This window comes from Lyngbya confervoides BDU141951 (genome assembly GCF_000817775.3).
Lineage (GTDB): Bacteria > Cyanobacteriota > Cyanobacteriia > Thermosynechococcales > Thermosynechococcaceae > Lyngbya > Lyngbya confervoides.
On the sequence record NZ_JTHE03000058.1, the window covers coordinates 1 to 11355 of the forward strand.

10 protein-coding genes and 1 pseudogene are annotated in these 11355 nt (G+C 54.5%); 5 read left to right on the forward strand and 6 right to left on the reverse strand.

Annotated elements, in window-relative coordinates; genetic code table 11:
- From QQ91_RS10090 to QQ91_RS10100, 3 genes and pseudogenes are all read left to right on the forward strand, one after another.
- Window positions 1-545 (forward strand): annotated as a pseudogene (locus QQ91_RS10090) (N-acetylglucosamine-6-phosphate deacetylase); the annotation flags it as partial.
- Window positions 542-1477, forward strand: coding sequence for a hypothetical protein (locus tag QQ91_RS10095; RefSeq protein WP_166282047.1), 936 nt, complete (start codon window positions 542-544; stop codon window positions 1475-1477). The pseudogene QQ91_RS10090 and the gene QQ91_RS10095, both read left to right, overlap by 4 nt.
- A gap of 205 nt (window positions 1478-1682) precedes the next feature.
- A complete protein-coding gene (locus tag QQ91_RS10100) occupies window positions 1683-4004 on the forward strand; it encodes an HD family phosphohydrolase (protein ID WP_201277416.1) in 2322 nt (773 codons plus the stop codon).
- Here the strand turns inward: QQ91_RS10100 and QQ91_RS10105 are convergent.
- A complete protein-coding gene (locus QQ91_RS10105; RefSeq protein WP_166282048.1) occupies window positions 4001-5293 on the reverse strand; it encodes a serine/threonine-protein kinase in 1293 nt (430 codons plus the stop codon). The two genes, QQ91_RS10100 and QQ91_RS10105, sit on opposite strands and share 4 nt — an antisense overlap.
- A gap of 98 nt (window positions 5294-5391) precedes the next feature.
- Here QQ91_RS10105 and QQ91_RS10110 point away from each other — a divergent pair, with 98 nt between their 5' ends.
- Complete coding sequence (locus tag QQ91_RS10110) at window positions 5392-5832, forward strand: peroxiredoxin (protein WP_166282050.1); 441 nt, start codon at window positions 5392-5394, stop codon at window positions 5830-5832.
- A 270-nt stretch (window positions 5833-6102) separates the two neighbouring features.
- Here QQ91_RS10110 and QQ91_RS10115 read toward each other — a convergent pair whose 3' ends face one another.
- Complete coding sequence (locus QQ91_RS10115; RefSeq protein WP_250833323.1) at window positions 6103-6882, reverse strand: ABC transporter permease; 780 nt, start codon at window positions 6880-6882, stop codon at window positions 6103-6105.
- On the reverse strand, window positions 6879-7865 hold the full coding sequence (locus QQ91_RS10120) for an ABC transporter ATP-binding protein (protein WP_166282052.1): 987 nt from the start codon (window positions 7863-7865) through the stop codon (window positions 6879-6881). Before QQ91_RS10120 ends, QQ91_RS10115 begins: the two co-directional genes overlap by 4 nt.
- A 175-nt stretch (window positions 7866-8040) precedes the next feature.
- On the opposite strand from QQ91_RS10120, the gene QQ91_RS10125 reads away from it, so the two are divergent.
- A complete protein-coding gene (locus tag QQ91_RS10125) occupies window positions 8041-8874 on the forward strand; it encodes a TlyA family RNA methyltransferase (RefSeq protein WP_166282054.1) in 834 nt (277 codons plus the stop codon).
- Window positions 8875-8901: 27 nt separating this feature from the next.
- Here the strand turns inward: QQ91_RS10125 and petJ are convergent, their stop codons facing one another.
- From petJ to accD, 3 genes are all read right to left on the reverse strand, one after another.
- Window positions 8902-9237 carry a cytochrome c6 PetJ gene (gene petJ / locus QQ91_RS10130; protein WP_166282056.1) on the reverse strand — a complete coding sequence of 112 codons (336 nt, stop codon included), beginning with the start codon at window positions 9235-9237 and terminating at the stop codon, window positions 8902-8904.
- 229 nt (window positions 9238-9466) lie between these two features.
- Entirely contained in the window at window positions 9467-9958 is a 492-nt protein-coding gene (psbV, locus tag QQ91_RS10135; protein WP_166282058.1) for a photosystem II cytochrome c-550, read from the reverse strand.
- A 317-nt stretch (window positions 9959-10275) separates the two neighbouring features.
- On the reverse strand, window positions 10276-11145 hold the full coding sequence (gene accD / locus QQ91_RS10140) for an acetyl-CoA carboxylase, carboxyltransferase subunit beta (RefSeq protein WP_166282060.1): 870 nt from the start codon (window positions 11143-11145) through the stop codon (window positions 10276-10278).
- Between the last annotated feature and the right edge of the window lie 210 nt (window positions 11146-11355).

Below are 11355 nucleotides of genomic sequence, written 5' to 3' on the forward strand. Positions count from 1 at the left end.
AGGGCGCAACCATGGTTACCCACGCCTGCAACGCCATGCCCCCGCTCCACCACCGCGAACCGGGTCTGCTGGCCACCGCCTTGCTGGATCAGCGAGTCTGGTGTGGGGTGATTGCTGACGGGCAGCATGTGGCGCCCCGAATGCTGCAGCTGTTGCTGAGCATTCAGCCCCACCAGCTCTTCCTCGTCAGCGATGCTTTGGCTCCTTTAGGCTTACCCGATGGCCTTTACCCCTGGGACACTCGCCAGATTCAGGTCCATCAGGGAACTGCACGATTACCGGACGGGACCCTTTCTGGCACAACCCGACCCCTGCTAGCGGGCGTGAGCAATCTGGTAAAGTGGGGCTGCTGTACCCCAGAGCAGGCCATTGCCCTGGCCGTGGTTGCCCCTCGGCGAGCAATGGGGTTGGCGGGCCTGGCCATTGGCACGCCGCTATCAAGCCTACTGCGCTGGACTTACCAGGACACGACTCGCCAGCTTGACTGGCAACGGTTGTCTCTGGGGTCGGGTCTATCCCCCAACACCAGAAAGGGGAGGCCATGATGCAGCCGCTCCTCCAGCAGAGATTTCGTGGACTTTTAATGGGTGCTGCGATCGCGGAGAGCCTGGCTTCTGGAATTGGGGCCTCTGGAATTGGGGCCTCTGGAATTGGGGCCGCTGGAACCGGGAACGTTGCCAGTTTGCAGATCCTGGCCCATCTGCTCGCCTATGAGTTTTGGGATTGCCAAGGTTTTCCACAGGGGGATGAATCCCTGCCGTCCAGGCAGGATTTACGGTGGCCAGTCATACAAACTTGCCTCTGGACCTTGATCACGCATGATTGTCCAGTCTGGCGCCAGCAGCGGATTCAGCAGATTGCAGCAGCTTACTCTGTGAGTGCATCTGGACTCCAGCGCTTCAGCTACCTGCTCTCTCGGCGTCTTTTGGGGCAATCGATCTCCCCTGCAGATCTCCTCTCCCCGATACTGCCTAAGGAGTCGCCCCCTGCAAAGACCCTGTTTCAAACGGTTCTCCAAGGTCTCACCCAGCGTACGGACCTGCGCACGGCTGAGACCCTCATCCATCAGGCCCAAGGCCTAGAGGATTTGGACCGGGCGATCGCTCTAGCCTGCTACTGCTGGATCAGCAGTCCCCATCTGTTTAGCCAGGCTCTGGCGCGATCCTGCACCGTTGGTGCCCAGCCCCTGGTTCCCCTCTTGACTGGGGCCCTGGCCGGTGTCTCGGTGGGTCAGGCCCACATTCCATGCCTGGTCCACAGTCCATTCCTGGCTCAAATTCGGCTATCGGCACTGCCGCAACCTCCGCTTGCGGACTCCCCGCTGGATCAGCTTTGTCGCAGCGCCGATTATCTGTTCTACCGTTGGGCCGGCCATGGCCAAACGCCGTCGGACCCCCAGCCCCTGGAACCGGTCATTACGGCACCCGGCCAGTTGCGGCCCCGCGATCTCCAGCTCTCGCTACAGGACTGGTTTTAGTTGACCCTCTGGGGCCACGCTGTAATGAAGGGGGTAAAAACCCACCCAGACTGCCCCAAGGCGTGAGTTCTAGCTGCAAAACCTGTCGATTATAATATTGTTCAAGGTCAATCACTCTTTTTATCCGTAGCCCCATGAGCCTTCGTAACCCTCGACTCTCTCAAGTTCCATTCCTCTAGGCGCTGAATTCGTCGGCGATCGCCCAATGAAGCGTCTTCATCTTCCTTCGCCGCAAGCCTGGCGAGACTGGCTGATTTCTTTGACCATTCGACCCAATCTGCACATTACCCGTCGCAGTGCTAAAAGGTATGTGCCAGTAATTCTGAGTCTTGCGGTCATTGCCCTGACCAGTGTTTTTGGCAGCAAATTTTACGATGAACCCAAGCTGGTAACCGGCACTCGGGCACCCACCACCATTCGAGCGCCCCAAAGGAAAACCTTTGTTGACCAAATTCAAACGGACCTAAAGCGCGAGCAGGTTCGTCGTACGGCTGCGGTGCAGTACCGCGAAAAACCCGGTACCACCCAGAGCATTCAGACTCAGCTGACCGATGTGCTCACCGAAGCTTCTACCTTGCGACAGCTGGGGGGGCCCTTACCTTACTGGCCGACCGGTCAGCTTTCCCTGGCGGTACAGACAGAGCTGCGGGCAATGAGCTCTCGAGATCTCCAATCTCTCGTCGATCTGCTCCGTCGGACCACGCTACCGAGCAGTCAGCCTCCAACGCTGCTTCTGTCCGAGCAGGCCTGGACCCAGATCCAAAGGCTCAAAACCTCCAATCGCCTCTCCGCCGAGGCGGCCCTCACGGCTATTCAGCAGGCCCATCGTCAGTATCAAACTGCAACCAACACCCCCAGCTCTTACCTGGATCCCAAAGCCAAGCGACGGGTACTCAACCTCACCAATGAGGATTGGTCTAAGGTCAAGCCCAGCTTTCGCCTGGCCCTGCGCCGCATTCTCACCCAAGGGATTCCCCCTGGTTGGCCCAATCAAAACTTAACCGAGACCATTAACGCGAATCTGGACCAGACTTCTCCTCCCGTCAGGGCCTTAGGCGAATCTATTCTAGGACCCCTGTTAAAGCCCAATCTTGAAGCAGACCCGGTGACCACCCAAATCAAGCTCGATCAGCTGGTTGCCTCGGTGGAGGAGGTTAAGGTCACGGTGCAGCCCAACGAGGTGATTGTTCGCAAGCATGCCGTCATTACGCCCAAACAATTTCAAACCCTGGAGCAGTACGGTCTCAGTCAGCGAGGCATTAATTGGGAAGGATTGGGGATTACTTTGGCCGGGGTCCTGGTGGCGATCGCCCTGTTCCATAGCGTCCATCGCCGCCTGAATCGTCCCCTGAGTCATCGAGACTACCTGCTTTTGATTCTGCTGAGCGCCAGTTCGCCATTGGTGGTCAGCCTCAGCCAGCTAGAATTTACCAGCCTTCCGGCGGTGGGTCTTCTGGTGGGTAGCTTTTACGGATCTGTGCTGGGAGGGACCACCGTTGTACTCATTGCTGCCGTCACTGCCCTGGGCTTGGACACAGGCTTTGCACAGCTGTTGGCGATCGCCATTGGCAGCTTTGTGGGCAGCGTTCTAGCCCGTCAGCCGCGATCGCGTGAGGAGCTAGCCCTGCTGGGACTCATTGTTGCAATTTTGCAAGGCTTTCTTTACTTTATTTTCCTGAGCATTCTGGGCGGGTTGGGATACGGCCTGCTGGGGGCCGCAGTTCGTCAGGGCATCCTCGGGCTAATTTGGAGCATTGCGGCCCTGGGGATGAGCCCCTACCTGGAAAATTTGTTTGACCTGGTGACCCCGATTCGGCTTGCGGAGCTGGCAAACCCCAACCGTCCGCTTCTGAAGCGGTTAGCGATGGAAACGCCGGGAACCTTTCAGCACACGCTGTTCGTGGCTACCCTGGCAGAGGCCGGAGCCCGCGCCCTGGGCTGTAACGTGGAGCTGGTTCGAACTGGCACGCTCTACCATGACATTGGCAAGATGCACCGACCCGAAGCCTTTATTGAAAATCAGTTTGGCTGCGAAAATCTCCACGAGGCCCTCGACGATCCCTGGCAAAGTGCCGACATCATTAAGAAGCATGTTTCCGAAGGACTGGTGATGGCCCGAAAATATCGCCTGCCCTCCGCCGTCACCGCCTTTATTCCCGAGCATCAAGGCACCATTCTGGTGGCCTACTTTTATCACCAGGCCCAGCAGCGTCTTGATCCTGATCTGACCGTTCTGGAGTCGGATTTTCGCTACGATGGCCCCATTCCCCAAAGTCGAGAAACTGGAATTGTGATGCTTGCCGACGCCTGCGAGGCGGCGCTGCGATCTTTGAAAGATCAGCAGCCTGATCTGGCTCATCGCACGGTTAATAAAATTTTCAAAGCCCGCTGGACCGATCAGCAGCTGAGTCAATCCTCCCTCACCCGGGATGACTTAAAGGTCCTGGAGCAGGTGTTTGTGGAGGTCTGGCTTCAGTTTCATCACCAGCGCATTCCCTATCCCAGTCGCCTCAGTACGGGCATTTAATCATCCGCGACTAGCGCCACCAGTCGGGCAATTTTTTTATCCAAGATCTTTAAGAAGGCTTTATTAAACTCCACCTGACAGGCATCGGAGGATCGATTGAGGCGATTGGCCTGAATCTCAATAACCGTCGTATCTGACTTCACGCAAACCGAGGTGGTCCGCACCGCGCTGGTGTCCTGAAAATAGAGCATTTCGCCAAAACAATCTCCGGCTCGCAGCTGGGTCAAAAGGCGATCGCCACGCAGCACCTCCACCTCTCCCTGGGTAATGATAAAAAAGGAATCGCCAATATCCCCCTCGCGAATAATCCGTGTCCCTTGGGGATATTGATGCCAGGTGGTAATGCGTAATACTTCCCAGATGAGAATCTCATCAAAGTTTTGAAAGAAGGATAAATCCTGAATCGCCTTAAATTTTTTGGTTTCAGTAATCGTGGGAACTGGAGCCGAGAGACTGCTCAGGGCCAGGAGCGCCTCTCCCATGTCCTGCCATTGGCAATAGCGCTGCGCTGGATCCTTTGCGATCGCCCGCATCACAAGCTGATCAATTGCCGTGGGAATCTCCGACCGGTAAAGACTGGGCGGGGGAGGGTCCCGATGCAAAATTTGATAGGCCAGCTCAACGTTAGAAGCCGCAGAATAGGGGTAATGTCCCGTCAAAAGCTGATACATAACTAGCCCCAAAGAGTAAATATCAGACTGTTGAGACAGCAAATCCTCACGCAGCTGCTCCGGAGCCATGTAGGCTGGCGATCCAACCCCGCTTAATTGCGTTTCCTCCATCTGATCAGAAACCGCTGATCCAAAGTCGCTCACCTTGATATCGCCCGTTGTGGTTCGCAGGATGTTAGCCGGTTTAATATCTCGATGAATCACCCCGCGCTGATAGGCATACTCAAGGGCCCGGACGCACTTAAAGATGATCTCCACCGTTTGCGTAATGGGCAGCAGGCGGGATACTTCACAAAACGGCTCTAGGGTTCCACCTGGGACATATTCCATTACGAGAAATCCTTGACTGCTGTCCAGAATTGCATCGTAAACTTCCACAATATGGGGATGTTGAAACTGTCCCACGAGAGCCGCTTCATTGGCAAAGATTCGCTGAGCGAGTTTTTTAGAAACCGCCTGTCGCAGGAGTGACTCGTTAAACAGCTTCAGCGCGACCTTTCGATTAATAAAGGGGTCTTTGGCTAAATAGACCACACTGGTGGAACCTTGACCTAGCGGGTAAAGGATTTCATATTTACCAACTTTCTGCAGCCCAGTGGCGGTTCTAGCTTTTTCCACACCAACCTCAACCCTGAAACAACAAGGAACGCTGAGTCACGTTTGCTCTGCGTTTATCATATTCAGGGGATAAGTTTACATTTTCAGGAGAACAAAGCATGACATTATCAGTTGGGACAACGGCTCCAGCTTTTACCGTTAAGGATACCCAGGGGAATAGCGTTTCTTTATCCAACTTCAGTGGAAAAACGGTTGTTCTTTACTTTTATCCCAAGGATGACACCCCTGGGTGCACCAAGGAAGCCTGTAGTTTCCGCGATAACTACGCACTCTACCAGGGAAAAGACATAGTCGTGCTCGGCGTTAGCGGGGATGATCAAGCCTCTCATCAAGCCTTTAGCTCCAAATTCAACCTTCCCTTTCCCCTGTTAGCGGACACCGATCAGTCTATTATGAAGGCCTACGATGTGGATGGTGGCGGCTATGCCAGACGAGTCACCTACGTCATTGACGGTTCAGGCACCATTAGCAAGGTCTACGATAGTGTCAATACGGAAACACACGCCCAGGATATTCTGGCAGACTTAAATCAATCCTAAATGGCGTCTAACTTGATACCCCCCTTAGACTCCTTAGACGCAACGAGTGGCCCCTCCTTTTGTGATTGAGGGTCCCTTGATTGTGGCTTAATTTTTGATGGAGAGTTGGCATCTCAGCACGAGATGCCAATTTTTTCTGAGTGTCTTTTTTCTGAGTGCATTGAGGGGAGTGGGTCGGGGGATGCTTGTGTTGAGTGCCTCCAGAATCCCTCGTCCTGCGGCAGAAAAAGCCTTTGCCCCGCCCGCCGCCGTAAGCCGCATGTTGACGACCTAGGCTCCCATGCCGGAATATTGACGCAATCCTCGCCGCCAGAGCCAGCGATTAATCCCCCAGAAAATCGCAATCCAGCCCAGCATCACCCCCAGGGATTGCCCCACCGCGACGGGCAGTCCGACTAAAAGACTGGCCGGAAAATAAACCAGACTCGGAAAGGGGGTCCACTGCACCACCTGGCGCACTGATTCAGGAAACACGTCCAGGGGCGCCACCATTCCAGCTAAAAAGGTGTAAAACAGCAGCCATACTCGCTCGATAGAGGTGGCTCGCTCGGTCCAAAAGGCGCAAATTGCAAAGGTGTATTGGATTAAAAAGCGCAGCGCAAAGGCTAAGGCTAAGACCAGCACAAAGCCGAACAGATCGATCCAACTGGGAATCCAGGCGGCTTCCGGATAAAGCAGAAAAAACAGACCGATGAGGGCAACGGAGAAGGGTAGCCGCGCAAATCGCTCTGCCACATGTCCCGCCACGTGGTGCCAGACTGGATCGAGGGGTTGGAGCAGCCGCGGCGAGAGCCGACCTTCCACGACCTCTTTCTCAAAATCCCAGGCCACCCAAACGACGGTAAACTGACGCACCAAGAACACGCTGATAAAATAACGAGCAAACTGGACTGGGCTAAGGGTCAAGGGGGTGGCTGTGGCGGCCTCAATCCAGACACCCATCATAATAATCGGCAGAGAATTAGCCAGCACCCACAGCAGTAGTTCAGCCCGATACTCCACCATGTAGGCATAGTACACGGACAGAAAAACCCGAATTTTTTGCATCATCCCAGCACCGCTCCAGATCGGAAAACACGACCAATAATTTCTTCAATGGGTGGATCGCTCACGGTTAAATCTAAAATCTTGAAGTCAGCGAGCAGCTGCGATACGGTTTGCGTCAGAGTCTCCCGTCGCACAATCAAGCGGGCTTGACAGCCGTTGATTTCCTCCACCTCACCGTAGCGCTCTAGCCTCTGTTCAGACTGCGGCTGGGCCAGCTCTACGGCCACCTCTCGATAGGGGGCAAACCGATCGAGCAGCCCAGAGAGTTCACCATCATAGATGAGCTCTCCGCAGTGAATCAGGAGCACGCGATCGCACAGGGCCGTGATGTCAGCCATATAGTGGCTGGTCAAGAGAATTGTGGCGTTAAAGCGCTGATTATAGTCGCGCAGGAAATTGCGGACGCTCACCTGCGCATTCACGTCTAGTCCCAGGGTCGGTTCGTCCAAGAACAGCACCTGGGGTTGATGGAGAAGGGCTGCCAGCAGTTCCGCCTTCATACGCTCCCCCAGGGAAAGTTTGCGTACGGGCTGATTTAATTTCCCCTGAATTTCCAGCATTTCGCTCAGCTGTGCCACCCGATGAGTCCAGGTGGCGTGATCTAACCCATAGACCGCCGCATTGATCCGCAGGGAATCCATGGCGGGTAAATCCCATAAGAGCTGCTGCTTTTGACCCATCACCAGGGTGATTTGATGAAGAAAGTCAGCGCGTCGCTGAAAGGGAGTGTGGCCTACCACCTTGACTTCCCCTTGGGAAGGATGAATCAGGCCTGTCAACATCTTTAAGGTGGTCGTTTTGCCAGCCCCGTTGGGTCCGAGGAAGCCCACCACTTCTCCAGGTTCAATTTGAAAAGACACTGATCGTACCGCCTCAATCCAGCGGCGCTTGCGGTGAAAAAAATGGGAGAGGGTTCCTTTGAGGCCCGGTTCTTTTAAAGAGACAGGATAGACCTTACTCAGTTGTTCGGTCTCAATGATGGGCATGGAGGTGAGTCGCGGTAGGGAATCTCAGCTCTCGTCTTTAGCTACATAGGCCGAGGGAGCGATCGCTATAGCTATCTTAGTGCAATCAGTCTTGCTGAAATCAGCCGTGGGGCCATCGACCCTTTAGGATAGAAAGACCCTGATCCCTCCGCCCCCAGAGATCCCTCCGTCTCCCATGTCTCCTAAAAAACAACGTCTTGATAAGCTAATCGTGGATCTAGGCCTGTGTGAGTCTCGGCAAACCGCCCAACGCTATATCCGCGCCGGGGCTGTTCAAGTCAATCACCAAGTCATCGATAAACCGGGAACTTTGGTGGCCCCTGAGCTGCCGATCCATCTGAAGGCGCGATCGCCCTACGTCTCTCGGGGGGCAGAAAAGCTCTTGAAGGCCCTGCAAACCTTTCCCATTTCCGTGGATAACCGCATTTGTTTAGACGGCGGCATCTCCACCGGAGGATTTACGGACTGCCTGCTCCAGGCGGGAGCCCAGCAGGTTTATGGCGTTGATGTGGGCTATGGGCAAGTGGCCTGGAAATTGCGTCAAGATCCCCGCGTCGTCCTCAAGGAGCGGACTAATCTGCGTCACCTGACCCCTGCAACTCTCTACGGCCCCACTGCGGCTTGGGCAACCCTGGGTGTCATGGATGTCTCGTTTATTTCGTTGACCAAGGTGCTGCCAGCGTTTTGGGAATTACTCAGCAGTCCGAAGGAGATGGTTTTGCTGGTCAAGCCCCAATTCGAGGTCGGTAAAGATCGGGTGGGCAAACACGGCGTAGTCCGCGACCCCGACGATCACGCCCAGGCAATTTGCCAGGTCCTCCACGGGGCTCAATCCCTCGGCTGGCAATACCAGGGTCTCACCTATTCGCCCATTTCAGGACCTGCCGGAAATCTGGAATATCTGCTGTGGTGCAGTCATTTGCCAACCTTGCCGCCCCCAACGGCTGAGGATATCAGCGCCACCATTGCCCAAACGACCCGCGAGGCACAGCACCTACTGAGGATCTAGTGGGTACTCGAACCTGTCGCTCCCCGCTTAGGGCCACCCCAGATCGGCTTGCTGGAGCACGTAGGCTGCCACATTTTCCACATCCGTTCCAGACAGCCGAGACCCAAAGGCCGGCATGGCATTCTTCCCATGGATGATCTGGTACTGAATGGCCTCAGCTGAATACATGCCGTAGCTTTCTAAGGTTTTTTTGCGCAAATTCTTGCTGGAAATCACCAGGTTATTGCCACCCGCGTGGCAGGCAGCGCAATTCGCCGTAAATATTTTCATGCCGGTATCGGGATCTCCAGCAGCATCGGCAGGATGACCCAATCCCAGAATCACAAATACCAAAACAAACGCGATCGCAACAATGTTTTTCACAGCACTACTCTTCCGGAATTCAAAGCACCCTTGACTAGATTGCAACGCTTCAGATCTCACCCTTGAACCATTGCCTACCAGTTTATCAACCCTGTTCAGTGGCCCATTACGGCTGACTGTTTCAGGTAAAACAGGAAACTGCCTGGCCAACGATCATTGGCTCAGGCAGTCAACCACAGCGAAATTAGGACAGCCAGGGCCCTAAGCATTAAGGGACAGCGTTGGGCGTTTAGAAATAGATCTTGCCACCGCCCCATTTATCCCCCATCACCTTGGGCTGAATCAAAATATGTCCCGCAATATTGGACAAATTATCTTCGGTTAAGTTGCGCATGGCTGGATAGATATCTGCGCTTTTTTTACTGGGGTGAATTTCGGCAATGGAAATTTCGCCGTCGTAGGTGGTGGGATCTTTCATGTAATCCACCAGGCCTTCTACCGTATCGCGACGAGGATTTGCCAGGGATAGCGTTTCTGTCGAAAGGTCAAAGGCTGGATTTGTCTTGGTCACCCCGAGGGCATGGCAGGAGGCACAAACCTTCCCAAACAGGCGAGCACCCTCCTCTGCCTGCGTCCGAGTCAGGGTTATTGTATCCCCTTGATCATTGAGGGGCACGGTGCGAGTTGCATCGTCTAGCTCCAACCCATAGGCGCTCCCACCGAAGAGTTGAAACACAAAGAAAGCTGCGGCCACCACCAGCCCAACATACCGTTTCAGCATAGTTCTCCTTTTCACAATGTTGCTCAATTATCAGGCTCTCAACCCAAACATGATCATCTTATAAATTGGGACGGCTTTACCTGGAGGACGGCCTAGGGAAGATATGCCCATTGAATGACAAGCACATCCTCCAACTCCCCACCAGTAATTGTCCCCAGACTGCCAATCCTTGGCGGTGAGGCAATTTTACCAGGCTGCGGGGTGCCCAGCACAGTTCTCCTGCTGCCCGGTGAGGAACCATAAAAAGCCCAGAATCCCCTGATCTACTAAGTTGTTAATTTTCTTGAAGTCCACGTCTTGAAGTCCACCCTCCTTGATTAGGCCGGGAGGACCGCCTGGTGAAGGCGAATTAAGCGCCCCAGGGTTATCTTTAATTGCGTTCGCGGCACAATAGCATCCACAAAGCCATGTTCAAGCAGATACTCTGAGGTTTGAAAGTTTTCCGGCAGCTTCTCTCGCAGGGTTTGCTCTACGACTCGCCGTCCTGCAAAGCCAATAGTGGCCTTGGGTTCAGCAAGAATAATATCGCCGAGCATGGCAAAACTAGCCGTTACGCCTCCGGTGGTGGGGTGGGTCAGGACGGGGATAAATAGCAATCGCCTCGCCCGGTGATGCTCTAGGGCGGCTGAGGTTTTAGCCATCTGCATGAGGCTTAGCATGCCTTCTTGCATCCGAGCTCCCCCCGAGGCGCAGACAATCACGAGCGGAAATGATCGGGCCGTTGCAGTTTCAATCAGGCGGGTCAATCGCTCTCCCACCACAGACCCCATGCTGCCCCCCATAAAGCGAAAGTCCATGACCCCCAGCGCCAAATCTGCCTGCTCTAGTTGGCATAACCCGGTCTGCACCGCATCGGTTAGTCCGGTCTTGGCCTGATATTCCACAATGCGATCGCAATAGGCCTTGCGATCATGAAAGGCTAAGGGATCGCAGGCCATTAAATTATCATCCAGGGCTGACCAAGTCCCTGGATCTGAGAGTTGACGAATCCGCTCATCGCTAAATACCTGCATATGATGCTGGCATTCCAGACAAACCATCTGATTGGCGCGTAAATCCTTGGTGTAGGTCATGGCACCGCAGGCATCGCACTTGGTCCACAGGCCATCCTTAATTTCGCGCTCTTGGGGAACCGGCTGGGGATTATTTGCTTTTTCGCGGTTGGCAAACCAGTCAAATAGAGACATGGAAATCTTGGTTGAGGACAATAAGAGCGTCCACCAGAAAAGTTGCGGGTTGGTGCGTCAATACTGGGGTTACTTTGATGGTATCAAAGGGCGGGGCTGATTCTCATCAATCCTTGACCGTTTCTCCAAGCACGTTCCGCTGCCCCCTCCATCCATGCAGCGTCTTGCCGGCCCTTCTCCATCCGTTGTGGAGGGCAGGTTCTCCGGAAC